Source organism: Cerasibacillus sp. JNUCC 74 (genome assembly GCF_053667775.1).
Genome location: NZ_CM132207.1, coordinates 1,384,735 through 1,402,885, shown reverse-complemented (window position 1 = coordinate 1,402,885; position 18,151 = coordinate 1,384,735). Strand labels below are relative to the sequence as shown.

Annotated in this window: 17 protein-coding genes and 1 riboswitch; of the genes, 2 read left to right on the top strand and 15 right to left on the bottom strand. The window is 35.3% G+C overall.

Annotated features, from left to right (window positions below; genetic code table 11):
* Positions 1-140: 140 nt before the first annotated feature.
* Positions 141-488 (top strand): hypothetical protein, encoded by a 348-nt coding sequence (locus tag JNUCC74_RS06065; RefSeq protein WP_454067312.1) that lies wholly within the window; start codon positions 141-143, stop codon positions 486-488.
* A gap of 72 nt (positions 489-560) precedes the next feature.
* Here JNUCC74_RS06065 and JNUCC74_RS06060 read toward each other — a convergent pair whose 3' ends face one another.
* From JNUCC74_RS06060 to JNUCC74_RS06040, 5 genes are all read right to left on the bottom strand, one after another.
* Positions 561-2,048, bottom strand: coding sequence for a 4-hydroxyphenylacetate 3-hydroxylase family protein (locus JNUCC74_RS06060; protein WP_454067311.1), 1,488 nt, complete (start codon positions 2,046-2,048; stop codon positions 561-563).
* 23 nt (positions 2,049-2,071) lie between these two features.
* The gene (locus JNUCC74_RS06055) at positions 2,072-2,551 is read right to left on the bottom strand and encodes a flavin reductase family protein (protein WP_454067310.1); all 480 of its coding nucleotides are present in this window, start codon (positions 2,549-2,551) and stop codon (positions 2,072-2,074) included.
* 1,401 nt (positions 2,552-3,952) lie between these two features.
* A riboswitch (SAM riboswitch) is annotated at positions 3,953-4,066 on the bottom strand.
* A 572-nt stretch (positions 4,067-4,638) separates the two neighbouring features.
* Entirely contained in the window at positions 4,639-5,481 is an 843-nt protein-coding gene (locus JNUCC74_RS06050) for a DegV family protein (RefSeq protein ID WP_454067309.1), read from the bottom strand.
* Positions 5,482-5,875: 394 nt separating this feature from the next.
* Positions 5,876-6,568 (bottom strand): response regulator, encoded by a 693-nt coding sequence (locus JNUCC74_RS06045; protein ID WP_077319986.1) that lies wholly within the window; start codon positions 6,566-6,568, stop codon positions 5,876-5,878.
* 112 nt (positions 6,569-6,680) lie between these two features.
* On the bottom strand, positions 6,681-7,820 hold the full coding sequence (locus tag JNUCC74_RS06040; RefSeq protein ID WP_454067308.1) for a sensor histidine kinase: 1,140 nt from the start codon (positions 7,818-7,820) through the stop codon (positions 6,681-6,683).
* Between the two features lie 175 nt (positions 7,821-7,995).
* Here JNUCC74_RS06040 and JNUCC74_RS06035 point away from each other — a divergent pair, with 175 nt between their 5' ends.
* A complete protein-coding gene (locus JNUCC74_RS06035) occupies positions 7,996-8,628 on the top strand; it encodes a YigZ family protein (RefSeq protein ID WP_454067307.1) in 633 nt (210 codons plus the stop codon).
* Between the two features lie 624 nt (positions 8,629-9,252).
* Here the strand turns inward: JNUCC74_RS06035 and nagB are convergent.
* The 10 genes from nagB to JNUCC74_RS05985 all read right to left on the bottom strand — a co-directional run bounded on the left by nagB (position 9,253) and on the right by JNUCC74_RS05985 (position 17,514).
* Positions 9,253-9,978: a glucosamine-6-phosphate deaminase gene (nagB, locus tag JNUCC74_RS06030; RefSeq protein WP_454067306.1), complete on the bottom strand. Its 726-nt coding sequence runs from the start codon at positions 9,976-9,978 to the stop codon at positions 9,253-9,255.
* Positions 9,978-11,162 (bottom strand): N-acetylglucosamine-6-phosphate deacetylase, encoded by a 1,185-nt coding sequence (gene nagA, locus JNUCC74_RS06025; protein ID WP_454067305.1) that lies wholly within the window; start codon positions 11,160-11,162, stop codon positions 9,978-9,980. Before nagA ends, nagB begins: the two co-directional genes overlap by 1 nt.
* A gap of 666 nt (positions 11,163-11,828) precedes the next feature.
* Positions 11,829-11,975: a hypothetical protein gene (locus tag JNUCC74_RS06020; RefSeq protein WP_179104397.1), complete on the bottom strand. Its 147-nt coding sequence runs from the start codon at positions 11,973-11,975 to the stop codon at positions 11,829-11,831.
* Positions 11,976-12,810: 835 nt separating this feature from the next.
* Complete coding sequence (locus JNUCC74_RS06015) at positions 12,811-13,137, bottom strand: helix-turn-helix domain-containing protein (protein ID WP_077319981.1); 327 nt, start codon at positions 13,135-13,137, stop codon at positions 12,811-12,813.
* A gap of 58 nt (positions 13,138-13,195) precedes the next feature.
* Complete coding sequence (locus JNUCC74_RS06010) at positions 13,196-13,339, bottom strand: anti-repressor SinI family protein (protein ID WP_143695831.1); 144 nt, start codon at positions 13,337-13,339, stop codon at positions 13,196-13,198.
* An 833-nt stretch (positions 13,340-14,172) separates the two neighbouring features.
* Positions 14,173-14,817, bottom strand: coding sequence for a TasA family protein (locus JNUCC74_RS06005; protein WP_454067304.1), 645 nt, complete (start codon positions 14,815-14,817; stop codon positions 14,173-14,175).
* Positions 14,818-14,843: 26 nt separating this feature from the next.
* Complete coding sequence (gene sipW, locus JNUCC74_RS06000) at positions 14,844-15,410, bottom strand: signal peptidase I SipW (RefSeq protein ID WP_454067303.1); 567 nt, start codon at positions 15,408-15,410, stop codon at positions 14,844-14,846.
* A complete protein-coding gene (tapA, locus tag JNUCC74_RS05995; protein ID WP_454067302.1) occupies positions 15,407-16,165 on the bottom strand; it encodes an amyloid fiber anchoring/assembly protein TapA in 759 nt (252 codons plus the stop codon). Before tapA ends, sipW begins: the two co-directional genes overlap by 4 nt.
* Positions 16,166-16,285: 120 nt before the next feature.
* Positions 16,286-16,858 (bottom strand): TasA family protein, encoded by a 573-nt coding sequence (locus JNUCC74_RS05990; protein WP_454067301.1) that lies wholly within the window; start codon positions 16,856-16,858, stop codon positions 16,286-16,288.
* 80 nt (positions 16,859-16,938) lie between these two features.
* Entirely contained in the window at positions 16,939-17,514 is a 576-nt protein-coding gene (locus tag JNUCC74_RS05985; protein WP_454067300.1) for a TasA family protein, read from the bottom strand.
* Positions 17,515-18,151: the final 637 nt, after the last annotated feature.

The window sequence follows — 18,151 nt, the reverse complement described above, 5'->3', positions numbered from 1 at the left end:
TGAGATTGCTTGCTTTTCCAGACATCCTCCCCCATAATTTCATCATAATCTCCATATACTTCAAAACTACTAAAGGCTTCAATGTTCAAAGCGATATTTCCTTCGTTTTATTTTCTATTATGGTAAGCCTAACTTTCTAAATGATTGTTTTATTCTTAGTAGGTTTAGCTGGAAATATTGGTAGATTCCTTGCGTTAGCATTTGTTGTTCTTCAATTATCTACAACGGGATCAGCATTGCCAGTTGATATGCTTCCAGAAGAATTACGTAATCTAAGTATCTTTTTACCATTTACGTATTCTATAAACAGCTATCGAAATATTATTACACTAGGAAATACCTCCAATATGTGGGACGATATTAGTATATTAATGATTTATTTTGCTCTATTTGCCGTACTGTCATTTCTTGTCTTTATGTTCAAGTATCGTTCACTGCGAGAAAGAGCTGATGTTAACAACGAGAAAGTAAGTGAATCTGTAAGCTAAGCACTTTAAAGTTGCTCCATCAGTTTACCCATCCGATGGAGCAACTTTTTCATGTTACATCCATACCTATTTTCATGCTTTTACTTGAAATGTTGCAGAAAGCTGCAACGCTTCTTTTAATGCTCTGTCTACACGCGAATAGGACGGATTACTTTTCTTATATTGCTTATAAAATAATCCTCTTTTCCTTACTGGATCACCGGAGTAATATCGTTCATATTGGACAAGTCGTTGTCCAAAAGCTTCCCCACATAGATCCCAGGCGAGTTTAAATAACCTAACTCTCCTTACTGATGTTACTTCTCGTCTCCCCGTATAATATTTATGCAGATCATCAGCAATTTCAGGATTCGTAAAATCCCCTTCCGATGGTGACATTAATAAGCCACCTGCACCAATGGTTTGCAATATTTGTATTGCTCTTGGATAGATAACCGGTAATACTCCTCTCATTGTTTCCACCGCTAATGGATTAGGAATTATCTCATTTGTAGAATGAATTTCGTACTGATTCTCAGCAGTATAAAGGAGTGCTCTAAGCGTTTCTATATTTTGAATTAGTTCTGCTAATTGATTTTGAACATTCAAAAACTCATCTACGCCGACCGAATCGGCAAGAGCACACGTCACCTCTGTTACAAAAGCGAGTTTAACAAATCCCCTTACCACGGATTGATGTGCTGACTGGTGATTAACACCTGCAGTTTGATAAAGTAAATTAGCGGCTTCTACATTTTGATTAATAAATACACGATCCCAAGGAACGAACACATCATGAAATACTACTAAAGCGTCCGCTTCTTCAAACCTTGATGCTAAAGGGTGATCCCAAGTCGAACGTTGGCCATCCTGTGCCGGTTCCCGACAATATAAATGAAGACCCGGGGTATCGATTGGCAAAGCAAATGCAACAGCATACTTTTCATCTCCTGGTCTAAAACCAGGATACGTATAAATAATAATTTCGTCTACGATTGGTGCAAGTGTAGCCAGCATCTTAGCCCCTCTTACAATTAATCCTTCATCTGTTTCTTTGACAACCCCCAAATGTGTGAATTCATGTTCTTGTTCGTATGAAGTTTTCCTTCTATCATTTTGCGGATTTACAATGGCATGTGTTAAAAACAAGTCATGATCTCTTATATACTTAAAATAATTAATAATATTATCTCCATACTCATTCCCATACTTACGAAAAAATAAATGGTTTGCAGCCATCCCAGTAATAACCGAATTTAAGCTATCTGGCGTTCTCCCCATGAGACCAAACGTTGATTCTGCCCATAATTCATAGAGTTGACGACGCATTTGTAAATGTTCTTTTTTAGCAGGTATCAAAAATGCATTACTAACTCTTGTGTCAGTTTCTTCACAAATATGTGTTATTTTATCTTGGTATTCATGATTATGCTGCATATCGTACAGCTTGGCAATTTCCTTGATAGGCTGTGAAAAATATGGATGATCTACAATATTGTCCATCCGTTCCCCATTTAACCACACATTTGTTTTTCTATTTCGTAAACTTTCTAGATACTGCTTTCCTGTTCGAATACTCATTTTACTTTTTCTCCTTTGGCCTTTTATTTAATCACAGTTTCCATTTTTGTTTGTAAAAACTTTCCTTTATGGAACAACAAACATTCATTTTCGTTATAAGAAAAAGTTACCACCTGCCCTAATAGAAGCAAATGATCTCCTCCGTCATACTCTGCCCAAGGTGTGCATTCCATTGTTGCAACCGTATTATTCAATTTGGGACCAATATGCGAATCCTCCTGCCAGTCAATAACTAGATTTTCTTGTGACTGTCTTGCAAAATAAATCGCATACTCCTTTTGTTCTGTAGATAAAATATTGACTATAAAATTTTGTTTTTTTAAACTATTTAATGACCTTGATTGCTTATTGATAGAAATTAATACAAGAGGTGGATGAAGGGAAACAGAAGTAAATGAATTAATTGTGATTCCTTTTCGGTTGTGGTTATCATCCTTCCACGTTACTACACATACACCCGTAGCAAAATGCCCAAAGCAATTTCGCAATTCTCTTTGATCCATCTAAATAAACCTCCAATATATTTTTTGCTTCTAGCAAAGACTAAATAATTCAGCCAGCAGAAAAACTTACACTTAGAAACATAAGCCGCCCAGAAATAAACAAGCATTAAAATTCAATGTATTATTCTGCCGAACTTCCTGAAAATTCTCTTCTAACCTTTTATGACAACTCATAGAGAAACATCAAAAAAACAAATGCAGTATCCCTATCTTGTCGGATTTTACAGCACTATACCTTTCGATACAGACATATTTGACACAGTTACAAGTGGAATGAATATTCCGACTAACAGACTAAACATAGCTATACCCTGGAGATTTTAAAAAGCAAATATATTCATAAAGTAAAACTTCATTCTGTAGGAGTTTGCTTCCATCTCTTACTGAATCTTAGTACCAACAAGGGTATGACCTAAAGGCCCTTGAACCAATCGGGCATTTAGGTACCGTTTTCCCCTACTTTGACTCTTTGTATCAACTAAAGACTCTTGAAGCAGGAGTCTTACGGCACCTTACATGCGGGATAAAAATAATGTCGTGACCGTTGCAATGCCCCAAACCAAGGCTTGGAATTCAGCCAACCATAACCATATACATTCATAAAAAACAACATTCCTTTCGACTATCTCGAATTAAGAACTTGCTAAACATACAACCACTGTTTTTTCTTCTAGCAATAAAAACATTCTTTTCCGATAAATTAAGTAGACTTTTATCCAAGGCAGTAGTTCAGTTAATCTACAGTTTGACTTAATTGGTTAATACTTGCGTTAAACGATTGTAAAAGCGCAATTTTTGTTCAAATTCAAAAATTTTTAAGGTATTACCTTAATTTACGACGAAGCTTCTCTGTCCTTGAAAAACGCTTTTTCTAGGTGGGATGTCTATTCAAGTAGCTTTCGTTGCCCTTGAAAAATCACAATGTGTCGCTGCCAAAGATTTCTATGTCCTTTGAAAAAACGCAGTGTACTGTTGCCACAGCTCCTCCGTATTGTCGATCATCTGCTTATGATTTTGCGAACATGTGAAAAAACATGAGAAAAATACGGATCCTCCATTCAGGAAAAGAAAACATGCTTCTAAAACAGGGGTATGCTGACGCTTACGGGAAGCCCGCTTTTAGTCGGTCTTCCTCTAGATTGAGCCGATGTTTTACTTTAACGCAGGAAGAAGAACAAAGTTCGCTACCGCTTAAGCACTTCAACTAGATAATGAAGCTACTTTTTTTAGAAAAACTTAGCTTATCGCCAAGTCTTTAGCGAAAGCTGTAGTTTTTCTTATACTATAAAGCCTAAAGTTTTATACTTTCCTATAGTACAAAAAAGCTAACCTTCATGTCGCCACTATTATAAAAGCCCCTCTGTCAAAGACAGAGGGGCTATAGAAGACATTACATCACCTCTCTTATCTTTCAAAACAAAAACAGTTTTGCAGGAATTGGCACCTTATTGCGCAACGAATGCACAAGGTTGCCGGGCTTCATCGGGCCAGTCCCTCCACCTCTCTGGATAAGAAAATAATATACATATTTTTTTATTTAAAGGAATGTTCAAAAAGAAGAACCAAGGTGACCAAGATACGAAACCTTTGCAACGCCAACACGACCACCTTCTGTTGAGTCGAAGTTCTAGGCAGCGTAGTTTCGTTAGCGCAGTGTGTGTAGTGCAGTAGAGACAAGCCGAGAGCAGAAGCTAGAAGCACTCGTTTAGTGGGGTTTGCTACAGCTTTAGCGCTCAAGTTAAGTATTTTTAGTTTTCAAAAAGATTTAGTGGCAATGTAGAAATGGATATAAATTCCTAGACAACGGTAAAATTGGCTGTGTCATTTTAACTTTTTGAACATCCCCTTAAACTTAACCACCACTATATATCGTTAATAATAGAATGTCAAGAGGGAATTTTTCAAAAAATCACTATTTTATTAATAAAAAGGAAAACAATTTGACCTAGATTAGGTGCTGCTCCACCAATAAGGCTTATTTAAAACTTTCCTTTTTGCCGGTTTAACTTATACGTATTAAAAAACCTCCCTATAATAAATTAGTAGAGGTTTTTTATACGCCGTTAGGTTATTGACTAACCAATCATTCATTTTTTATACCAGGTTACTCCCAATGCACCTTCTCCTAAATGAGTACCAATTACCGGTCCAAAATAGCTGATGGTCGTATCCATATCCGGATATTTAGCTAAAAACTTTTGTTGCAGTTCTATTGCTTCTGCTTCCCTATTAGCATGGATAAACGCTATTTTTAATCGCTGACCTTGAGAAGCATCCTCCTCCAGTAAATCAAGTATTCGCTGGATGGCTTTTTTCTTTGTTCTGATTTTTTCAAACGGTACAATAATCTTGTCTACGAAATGCAGGATCGGCTTTACTTGTAAGAGACTGCCAATAATTGCTTGAGCACCATTTAAGCGCCCTCCACGCTGTAAATTACTTAAGTCATCAACCATAAAATAACTGCGTGTACCAGCTTTAATTTCATCAAGCCGTTTAATAACTTCAGCGGGTTGTTTCCCTTTTGCAATCAATTCAACAGCTTCTAATACTAGAAAACCTTGAGCCATACAGCTTCTTTCAGAGTCATAGGCATAAACATCAATTCCTTCTACCATTTCCCCTGCACTTACCACTGCTTGATATGTACCACTAATGCCACTGGAAAGATGAATAGATATAACTGCATCATAATCTTTTGCTAGTCCTTCTAGTAAGCTTGTAATATCTCCGATCGATGGTTGAGAAGTCTTTGGTAATTCCTTACTCTCTTTTAAATTCCGATAGAATTCATCTGTCGTAATATCAATTTCCTCACGATAAGAAGCATCAGCAAATTGGACACTTAAAGGCACCATATAAATCTGATGTTTATCACGTATTTCTTTGTCTATATAAGCCGTGCTGTCTGTCATTACAGCAACTTTCATACAAACCTTCTCCTCTTTCATGTACTTTAGCTCACTATGAAACTATGAGCATTTAATAGAACAGTTTCCATTTTATTTTACATGAAAGTATTAAAAAATGCATTCTTTTACAGACAGAAAAAAACCTAGCATATGAAGAACCTTTCCTTCGCCATTATCCATAAAAGGATTTTTTTATTCCATTGTGTGTTCTATACACTTACGCTTCTTAAGCTTGACTTCATCTATCGTCCACTTTAAAACATTATCACTTGCAAAACTAAAGTCGTTTAGAAAAAAGGGGAAATAAGATGAAAGTGCCACTTCCAAAAAGGATGGTGACACTATGTATCTTCGTTATTTTAATGAAGTTTTTAAGTTTGGAGTATTTATTACATGATTTAACTAGCTGCCTTTAAATAACTTCAACCCATCCTTTACGAATAGCAGCAACTACAGCTTGCGTACGGTCATTCACATTCATTTTTTGCAATATATTACTCACATGGTTTTTGACAGTTTTTTCACTAATATATAATGTTTCAGCTACAGCCCGATTACTTTTTCCATCTGCTAACAATTGTAGAACTTGGCATTCCCTTTTCGTCAACAAATGAAGTGGTTGGCGATATTCAACACCATTATCAGACAAAGAAGAAACATGGTCTTTAGCAAGACGACGATATTCCATCACTAAATTATGAGTAACTCTTGGATGGAGATAAGATCCACCGTCACTTACAACCTTAATTGCTTCAATAAGTGCATCTGAATCCATTTCTTTAAGCAAATAACCTTGTGCTCCTGTTTTTAATGCATGCGTGACATAACTTTCATCATCGTGGATAGAGAGAATAATAACTTTCGTGTTAGGAAAATAGCGAACGAGGTCTGTTGTTGCTTGAACACCATTCATATTCGGCATATTAATATCCATTAGCACGACATCTGGATTATGCTCCTTCACAAGCTTAGCAGCCATTGATCCATCATCACCTTCTGCAACCACCTCAAAAGAAGGTTCAAAATCTAAAATTCTTTTAACCCCTTCTCGAAACAGCTTATGGTCATCAATTAATATAATTCGTAATTTTCTTTCCGCAGTCATGTATTCGTTCCTCCCATATAGAATTGTTTTATTTAATCTAGAAGCTATTTATGATAGAACGCATTATATTTATATTTAATATAACAATTCAGTATCTTTTTATATTATACCGCTATACTGACGTATATGGAACCTTTATGAAAATAGTTGTACCTTTTCCAATTTTGGAGGAAATCTCCATTTCTCCTTCTAGCATTTCAACCCGCTCTCTCATACCGATTAATCCAAATGACTTGTCCCTTTTCATCGAGGGGTCGAAACCCTTTCCATTATCTTTAATAATCATAGTTAAACTACTCTTGCCAATTTCCAACTTTACCTGAATTAATGAGGCTTCTGCGTGTTTAACAGCATTTTGCAACGCTTCCTGAACTAGCCGAAAAAAAGCTATTTCATATTTTTGATGTAATCGCTTTTCTTCACCCATCGAAATAAATTCAATCTTTATCTCATTATAATCAGAAATGGTAGCTACGTATTTTTTGATCGTTGGAATAAGGCCAAGGTCATCTAAAGCCATCGGGCGAAGATCATAGATGATTCTACGTACTTCATATAAAGAAGATCGTATCATTTTACGTACGCTTTTAATTTCTTCTAAGGCTTGCTCTACATCTCGATTACGGCAAGTACGCTCAACGAGTTCCGAACGTAATAAAATATTTGCCAGCATCTGTGCTGGTCCATCATGAATTTCTCTTGATATTTTTCGTCTTTCTTCCTCTTGAGCTTCAATTATTTTCAAACCGAATTCTTGCTTTTCTTTTGCTTCTTCAAGCATTTCATTTACTTGTTGAAAGTCATCTTGTAAATAATTAAGCACGACAGAAATTTTTCCTGCTAATCCTTCTGCCCGCTTAATCGTTTGGCCTAACGCTACTAATCTTCGTTCTAAATCATCTCGCTTTTCACGCAACACACTTTCTTCCTGACGCAGCATAGCTAATTTCGTTTGCATCGCATGAGTCATTTCGTATACTTCTCGTATTTCCGTTTCCGAATATCGATCAAAATATTTGCTTACTTCGGCTAAGCGTCTCCGGGAAAAGCGGACCTTTTGCTCCAGCTCATCTCCATCTTTAATATGTTGCGCCACTTTGATCTTTGTTTCCTTTAATTCTTTTACAAGATGCTCATGCTCTGTTCTCGCTTCTTCGCTAATATTAAAAATCTCATCCTTACTATTCTCTACTACTTCAATCATTTCATTAATAATATAGTCTAAAGCTCTTTCACTAATTCTCTGCGCCATTATTTCCCACCAACCTATGATATAATTATACGCATACCTACGATTTTTTTATAGGGTCTTTTAGCATACTTGAGAATAATTCTTGTGCTTCTTTATACTCAAATATGTTCATTTCCTTAAGCTTTTGATAGCTTTCCTTATTCTATCATGAATGTTAATCAGGAGGGAATGCAAGTTGTTAGATAAATATTATACCGTAAAACACCAAGGGATGAATGAGTTAGTCATCCAAAAGTCCCGGTTCATTGGCTACGTTAAACGAGTGGAAACTGAAGAAGAAGCCCAAGCTTTTATTCAGGAAATCAAGAAAAAACATTTTGATGCTACTCATAATTGTTCAGCTTATTTAATTGGTGAACACGATCAAATTCAGAAAGCAAATGATGACGGTGAACCCAGTGGTACTGCTGGAATACCTATCCTTGAAGTTTTAAAAAAACAACAGCTCAAAGATACTGCTGTAGTTGTTACACGCTATTTTGGAGGTATAAAGCTTGGCGCGGGTGGGTTAATTCGCGCTTATGGCAATACGACATCTCAAGCTATAAAAGCGACAGGAGTTGTAAAAAGACAACGAATGCAAGGCTTCTCGATTATTGTGGATTACACATTATCCGGTAAACTGGAACATGCCTTTCGTCAATCAAACTATATCCTTAAAACCATTAACTATACAGATAAAGTAGAGTTTATTGTCTATGTAGAAGTTGGACAGGAGAAGGAATTTAGAGAGTTTATTGTTGATCATACGAATGCCCAAGCAGAGATTACAGAAGCGGATACAACCTATATAGAAATTGATATGTAGAATTGCTCAGCTTATAATAGCTGTCACCCAAAAGCTTGATAAATAAAGTGAAACTTCATTCAGTAGGAGTTTTCTTCCATCTCCTACTGAATGTTAGTACCTCAGGAGGTATGACCTAAAGACCCTTAAACGAATCGGGCATTTAGGTGCCGTTTTCTCCCACTTAGACCTTTTGTATCAACTCAAGATTTTGAAGTGGGAGTCTTACGGCACCTTGCATGCGGGGTAAACTTTTGGGCGGCTTTTCATTGTTTAGGAAAATCTATTCGTTTGCCCATGGTGGATAAATTTTAAAATTATCGTCTCCTTAAGCACTTGTGCTGCTAGCAAACTTTAATCTCCTTCCTAGGATAAATGAACATCGCTCCTAAATCCCCAATTTGTTCAGGTAACAGGACTAGGAAAGCTACGAAGCAATACACCACACGAAGTTCTTTTTCAAGGACAGAGTTGCTACGACAGCAATACATCGCGGTTTTTCAAGAACAGGGAAACTTCTTGAATAAGCATCGCACGCAGAAAAAGCGTTCTTCTTTTCAGAAGTTCTGCTATTTGTACGTCGCTAACCAAGCGCTTCTAGCTTTTGTTCTTATCTAGAAAATTGTACCTATTTCTACTAAGTTCCTATATCAGCTTGCAAGCAGCTTCATCCGCGATAATTTTTACATTATCATGTTTTTGGAGAATGGATGCAGGGAAATCTTCATTTACTTCACCATTTACTAGACGTGCTAGTGCCTTTGCTTTATTTTCACCAGAAACAAGCATAATAATTTGCTTACTTTCCATAATTGTTTCAATTCCTGCAGTAATTGCCTGTGTAGGTACTTCGTCTATAGAAATAAAGAAACGCGCATTGGCTTGACGGGTTGATTCATCTAATTGCACAATATGGGTTCTGCTTGTAAAAGGAGTTCCCGGCTCGTTAAAGCCAATATGTCCGTTTAAGCCAAGACCAAGAATTTGCAAATCAATGTTTCCTGCATTTTTAATACGTGCTTCATATTCTGATGCCTCTTCATTTAAATCCAAAGCATTTCCATCTGGCAAATGGGTTTGTTCGCGTGGAATATCTAGATGCTTAAATAATTTTTCATTCATGTAATAATTATAACTATTAATATCATCTTTTTCTAAGCCCACATACTCATCTAAATTAAATGTAGTCACATGTTTAAATGATACTTCTCTATTTTTATGTTTTTCTATTAGATACTGATATAGTCCTTCTGGTGTAGATCCAGTAGCTAGACCTAATACCGGCTGATTCAATTGCTTGATCGTATCAATAACAATTTCACCCGCTCGCTCGCTCATCTCTTCATAATTCCTAACTTTAATGATTTCCATTACTTTTCATCTCCCTTAAATGCAATTACTCCACGGCAAATGGTATATTTAATTGACAAATGCTCATCCACCAACAGTACATCAGCATCTTTTCCAGGAGTAATACTTCCTTTTTTATCATATATGTCAATTTGTTTTGCCGGATTAACGGATGTCATTTCAATAATATTTTTTAATGAAACATCGTTTAGACGAAGCATATTTTTGGCTCCCTCATGCATCTTCAAAATACTCCCAGCCAACGTTCCATTTTCTAATAACGCTCTATCTGTTGAAACATGTACAGGCTGACCGCCTAACTCGTATTCCCCAGATGGTAAACATTTCGCACGCATAGCGTCTGTTATAAGAAGTAATCTTTTACTTCCCGTATTGCGATAAATAATTTGCAACATTTCTGGAACTACATGAATCCCATCGGCAATTAATTCTGCTCGTAACTCTTCTAATTCCATTGCTGCACCCACTGCACCGATATCACGATGATGGATTCCATTCATTGCATTGCATAGATGAGTAACTTGACGAACTCCATGTTTTATCGCACGCTTTATCTGGGAAAAATCGGCATCTGTATGCCCAGCAGAAACATTTACTCCACTAGCAGCTAATTTACTTATAAAACTTCCCTCTGGATCAAGCTCAGGGGCCATCGTAATGGTCTTTATTTGATTACCAGATAATTCCTGCCAATGATCAAATACATTCAGATTAGGATTCATAATATACTGTAATGGCTGAGCGCCTGCTTTTTCTTTTTCAATAAAAGGACCTTCTAAGTGGACGCCAATCATTTCTGCTTGACCAGGTTTATTAACATAATTACGCACATTTATCAGTGCCTGTTCAATCTGTTCAGGCGCTTGAGTAATTGTTGTAGCTAAAAAACTTGTCGTTCCCTCTTTAGGCAGCACTAAAGCCATCGTATCTAAGGCTTCCTCTGTAGCATCCATCACATCTGCACCATTTGCACCATGAATATGTCCGTCTATAAACCCTGGTATAACAGATAAGCCAGTTCCATCGATAACTTTTAGATTTTCTGGTAAACTACGAGGTTTACCATCAGGCTGGTAAATATCAGTAATCTTCCCTGATTGCATTAACACAGCCCCGTTCTCTATAACTTGTTCTTCCGTGTATACCTTTGCATTTTTAATTAATATCGGGGTAATTTTAATCATTTGCTTCGCTTCCTTTCCTGATGCATAGAACTCAATATAGATAAAGCAGACCTCTCATTAGACCTTTTATTCCCCATTATTTGACATAGTTCGGCGACTTCAGTAAATAATAAATTTTTGCCCATTAAGTGAATAATAAATAGACTTCAGCAATTTTTTATCGTTTACAAAAAGACAACCTGAACAAAAGCTCAGGGTTGACAGGCTGAAGCATCCGTACCTTATTCGATTTAGTGTAAGGGCTTTAGATCATATTTAGTAATGGCTTACTATTTTATTGAAAACTTAAGCTGGCTTCGAGCCTTTGACGAAGGAGACTACGTTAGTTGCACTTATACTTCACAATATCTGATCAACTTCTATCGAGCTAAAATTTTAACCTCTTAATATACTAGGAAATATTTTTACTTTTCTTGATTTCTATTTGTTAAGTTAGTTTAAACTGTTCTTTTTAGTTAAGTTGCGTTAAGAACATCGTATCATATAATGTGGTTTTTTTCACAAAATTCATGTTAACCAATATCGTTATAAAGTGTAACTTCATTCAAAAAACACTTTTTTCCTTGAAGTGACCAACGGCTTTCTTTCTCAATTACAGAGTCTCTAAATTATGTACTTAAAAGCAGTATCTCTATTGGAGAATACTGCTTTTTTGCAACTTATAACTTATGAATTTGCTGTGTTGCCTAAAGCACTGCTTTGCAATTCTTTAATAAGCGTTTTCACCATTTCTTCTGAAGTTTGAATTTTATGGTTTTCCGTTTCCTGAATTACTTTCCTAAGCAAGTTTTTGTACTTTTCTTGCTCACCCATTATTTTCCCCGCCTTTTACCATTTCATTTATTCATAAACTGACAATTTCCAAGCTTTTTCACAACAACATTTTGTGCGAAAATACATTTTTTATTCAATCCATTATAAATTCTACTAGAAAGTACAATGTTAAACAATCTTTTTAGTTATTTTTCTAAAAAAGCGAAAATAAAGAAAAATTATCTAGCCAGTATATAGTAGATCAATCCTTAGCCTCTACTTATACTTTAAATTAATAATTTTTTACAACCTCCAACAAGTACGTTAAAATTTTTCACAACTATTTCCAACTCATTCATTTCCTTAAGCTCGAAAACCTGTTTTTCTGAGTATGGTAATTTCAATTTTTTATTATAAATCTTCCTTTATTTCACGTTATATACTATGCTAATCATGGGCAAAAAGGGATTCTTTTATTAATTACAACCATTTCTTTACTTTCGATCAACTACCCATTAGCTTAAGTTTTTTGTAGTGCTAAATGGTTGTAATAATTATTGCTTTCGCGATACCGAACAAAAGCTTAAAACGCTCAGTTAGCGGCTTACAAACAATAGAACAATAGAACTTCAGAAAGGAATGAACGCTTTTTCTACGTGGATGTATGCTGACATCAAATTTAATATGAACGAATAAAGATAAAGCTAAGAGCGGATAACGTCTAAAAACGTGGAGTTAAATCGGTCATTGACAAGTTAAAAGAGAAGTCATATACGATTTGGACACAATATAAAAATTTGTCTTCCATATTACCCCAAACTTTACTATAATAAAACTATGTATCGTATCATATTTTAAACAAACAACAAAAAACCGTCAGCTTACTGCTTAACGGTCACTCTTTATTAATTCGCCACTTATTAAATTCAAGAAATTCTTTAAATTGTTCTTTTGATACACCAGATTCCATTGCTTCCTGAACAATTTCTAACCATTCTTCATCTAACTCTTCTTTTTGCTTACTCTGATTTTCTCGAATTAATTCATTTATGGACACACCTAAAACGATGCTGATTTTTTCAATAAATTGAATGGAGGGATTAACCTGAATACCTCGCTCAATTGAGCTCAAATATGACTTTGCAACCCCAGCTTTTTCTGCCAGCTCTGAAATAGACATTTTCTTAGCTTTTCTTAGCTCTTTTATTTTTTCCCCTATCAAAAGCAGTCACCTTCTTTCAAATGGCATTATACCATAATCGAGGTGAGTTATACTATTTCTAAAACAAATTTTTTGGGACATTATTATATTTTTGTACCGTACGTAAAAACCGTCGAATTTCCTCTATTGGCACTCCTAATGTTCTTGCTTGTTTTATTAGTTCCACCCACTCTACATCCAAAGAAATTTGTTTTAACTTCATCCGATTCATCCCCCAATATAATTATTCATTTATTCTAAACTATTCCCTAAAACTTTTCTCTGCTTGTATATATTTATCTCTATTGATAACGCTTTATTTTAGTACGTGTTTTAGACCTAAGCTGGCTAAGCGTACAGCATCCTTAAAAGGTCACGGTGTTTGTCTGTCACAGCTTCCTTATCCTAATAACTATAAATAACTCCACCACTAGCACGTCTGGTTTGCTAGTTGCTCTAGCATATAAGCTAGACGATGCAAGCTATTTTCAACAAGATAACCATGATATAAAAACGGATACCGTTTCCTAGCCGTTAAAAAGGTTAAGCATTCGTTTAGCGACATACAAATTGAAGAACTTTTGACAAGATAAAGGAAACATGCCTCTAAAATAGGGATATGCCGACGCCTGAGCGGCAAGTCCGCTTTTTGTTAGGCTTCTTTTAGATTCGAGCCAGTGTTGACTTATCATAGGAAAAAGATTGAAGTTTGCTACAGCTCTGAGCACATAAGCTTAACGATGCTACTTTTCAATAAAGTTATCCACATGTAGATGACCCAAGCCTTTATTGCAAACTACCCAGTTGCTCCTACATAGAACTTCACATTTTTTCCACTCCCGTTATCTTAACTTTAGCGTTAACCTACGATGAAAATCAATGTGTCATTTTTACCAAATTGTACTTTCTTAATTTCCTCTTTAAGGCTATTATACTATATTATTCCTGTTTCAGGTCTAGCTTATTTTGTCGTATTATAACTAGTTTTGTAGTGCCTTTTAAAACAATGTCCAAGATTAAAAATTATTATTCGTTAGCTTAAAAATGGGGGCAATTTTAAATTTTCAGTTGTTTTATCTTTTTGTATTTCCTAATGACTAAGTATAAAAATATCCCTATTCCTATTAAGCATAGACCAAGTAAAATATACACAAAAGTATTGGTTGCTGTATTTGGGAGTTTAGAACCAAAATCGTATTTGTCAGTACCAATTTTCCCAATGACCGTTTGTTCATCTTGTTGTTTCGCTTCTCCTTCTGCAATAATAATAATTGCGAAGTCAGCCTCAAGGCCTTGATACTCATTTCCTAATTCTTCAGGGAATCGAATCGTAACCGTAATATTATCTTGCTTACCTGGCGCTAAATGTCTAGCTTTTATATTCGTAAAGCTATTTAGCTCCCCGCTATACAGTTCCTTTTTCTTCATGAAAACTTCAAGCTGCAACTCATTATATAGCTTTTTCATTCCCCTACTCTCTACATTTATGCTATACATAAATGGCTGGGTTCCACGATTTTTTATTTTTACATCTCTTGACGCCCAGTCCCCCGGCTTCATATTATTTACATCAAACAAAACGGAATCAGGATCTACTTCCAATCCAACCCCGTCCTGTGCATTAACAATGGAATCGTACTTGCTACTAAAACAAAAAATAATTATGGTACATATAAAAGTAAAAATGACTTTATGCTTCATAAATCCTCTCCTTATACCTCCTCTCGTCAACCTGTATGCTCTGATTTTTTTACTGTTTCTAATTTAGCTAAAGTTCGCCAAATCGAGAATCCAGCATAACAAAGTAAAAGAATTCCAGGAACGATTAATAAGAAAATACTTCCATTAGGTGATTGTGCGAAATTGGCAACGTACCCAAGATAAGGTATAGTCACTCCTTTGTACTCTCCCACAACATTATCAGCTAAAACAGGATTAGAATCAGCTGCGTTATTGTTATCCCCTTTTGTAGTATAAGCAACGCCATTCTTTGTTTTCTTCACATCAATAATTCGGTGAGTGACCAGCTTATTTTTATCGGCCATAAATGTAATTACATCACCTTTTTTAAATTTACTCCCGTCTTCAACCGTTTTGACCGCTATAATAGAACCAGTCTGGATATCTGGCTCCATGGAACCGGATAGAACTGTTTTTATTTGATATCCAAAGACTTCTGGTTCTCCTCCAGAGAACTTCGTTACAATTACTAGACTGGCAACACCAATTAATGTAACCATCAATATAGAACTAACAATCCAATTTAACCACTTACCTAATTTTCCTTTTATCATCTATTTTTTCCCTCCATCTTTTTCAGAGCATCAGGTGATTTAGTCGACTGTTGTTCAGCTTTGGGTGAATTAGCTTGTTGTTGCTCTGAATCGCTTTCTGTGTCTGATTTATTATTTACATCGTTATTGGAATTTAATTGTTTGTCATCTTTACTTTCTACTTCTGATTGCTCTGGTTTTTCTTTTGCTTCTGTAGCTTTAGGACTATTTTCATCTCGCTTCGTTCTACGTTCGTTACATTGCACCGTTATTTTCTTACTCCATACTAATTCTCCATCCTGTTGTTTTACTAAAAATGAGTATGCTCCAGTCTGTTTTGCACTAATCTGTAATTCTGCTGTTTCCCCTTTTGCTAATGCAGAGACTTTCCCTTCACCTTCACGAAGCGGTAATTTCTTTCCTTGTTCTATTGGATCTCCTTTTTCTGCAAACATGACTTCATACGTAAGTGGCTCCATCATATCTCCATCACCGTTATTTTTGACTTTAACTTTTAACATTGTAGATTCACAAGCTTCAACGTTTTGTAAACGGTCATCGAGAAATTCAAGATAGTACGTTCCTGCTTTCGCCTCTTGCCACTTTCCTATTTCCATACTGCCTTTTAGAGATAACTCATCATTAAAATGTGCGGTTGTTGAAGAAGTTAAGTGACTAGTAGCAAAAACAAAACCATAGCAAATGCATAAAATTTTCAACCAAAAATACCCCTGCTTGTTTTTATGTTGGTCATGTTTTAATCTTGGTTTCCTCACATTCATCCCACCTTTAGAAATCATTTTGTATCATGATATATTTAAAAACATAAAGCTGGATTTTAAATTTTTAAATATATCACAATACTTAGGAAGGAGATTTACTCCCTCCTTAAACCGTTATTCATTTATGAATTCAGGTTTACCATCACGTTGTATGGCTTCTAAACGCCACTTCAAATTTAGAGAGTCTCCTTGAAAGTGATTTTGACTACCCTTACTATCTTTAAACTCAAACCGTACTGTAAACTTTTCTTTAGCGCTACCCGCTGGAAACTGCTGCAATATCGGGATAGGTTCTTTTTTCAATTCTGATAGCTTCTTGCTAAAAATTACTTTTTTGTTTTCATTTACATGATGTAAAAACTCTACTTGTATATAATCGGCGAGATTATCTTCATTGTTATTTTGACGTTTATCCATAATTTTGTAATCAGAATGAAGTAGCACTTCCTTGATATCGATCGTGCCGTCATTGGTTAATTCAAAATGTTCATTGATTGTGTCTCCAGGAACTAAATTATCCATTTTAATAATAGATTCTTTATTTATACCTAAATCCAAAATACCTGTTGTAAAGGTGTTGTCTGTTTCTTTACTATCATTGAAATAAGAATACGTACCTCCGGCTATTAAACTCATTCCTAACATTGCTGTAGCCATACTTAAAACTAATTTTTTCTTTAAATCCATACCTTTTACCTCGCCTTCTTCCAGCAAGAATAAAAAGTGGAGGACGTATTTTTACCTCCACTTTTTATCAATTTCCTATTTTATCTCGCTTCTCCTTCAGTTTGCAGCGCATCTAATGTAAAGTTAACGTCTAAATTTGCTCCTTGCAGATGGTTCTGATCTTGACCATTGTCAACAAATGTAACTTTTATTTTGATCGTGTCTTCCGTTCCTAGAGGAATACCTTTACCCTCTTGAACAAGTGGCCACCAAGTCCAAAATCCTGGAGTAATATCTTGGTCTTTGACTTCACTAAGTTCAGCAATTGTTTTTCCACTCAAGCTTTCAATTACCTTACCATCACTTTGTAAAAAGTCTACCTTTAAATGATCTTCAAAGTCTTCCGTTCCAGAAAAACTAGTATTCATTAATACTTTTCCAATATCCAATGTTCCTTCATTCGTCATTTTGAAGGATCTTGTCATATGATCTCCCGGCTTTAAATTATCAACGCTAAAAGCAATGGTCGGATCTACTCCTAAATCCAATGTTCCAGCTGCAAATGAATTTTCTACCACTTCTTGGTCACTAAAATATGCGAAAGTTCCTCCTCCGATTAATCCAATACCCAAAACTGCAGTAGCTATTCCCATTCCTAGTTTCTTTTTTAATTTCATATTATTTTTCCTCCCAGTATAATTGTCTAATTTAAATTAGTATTATTTTGTTAATACAATTGCGAAAGCCAGAAAATACTTCTATCCTCCTCTCTAAATATGTAGCAATGTTTTGTTCGTTACTAAGCTCTTTATCGTTTTATATAACGAACAACAACTAAAGTATATTATTCTGCCTCGCAAATGCAAAACCCGAAAAATCACTTACTTTCGTTATTGAGAACGTTTTCCCTCTTGTTTTCTTATTTTTGCTTTAATTTACTTAAATTTATAAAAAAATGTTCTTGATTAAGATCGCTTGTATATTAATAGACGCGGGTAGAACTTCACCAATAAAAATCCTTAGTACTACAAGAATTTTATATTAGTTTCAACCGAACCTGTTTTTAAAAGATAGTAATGGAAAACAAACGATCCTAAATAGGGGAGGAGGGGCTGATTGAAATTCGTAAAATGGGAAGAATAGCTACACATTATAATAAAGAACACAAGGAGGAATTTTGAATATGAGTAAGATTAAAGAGGTGATTTAATTTTATTGAAAGAGCAAGCTCCTTCCATTAGCATCATCAAGCAACTGGGCTTTTTAAAGATTTCTGTTCATATGTAAAATGTAAAAATAAGATGAACACGCCTT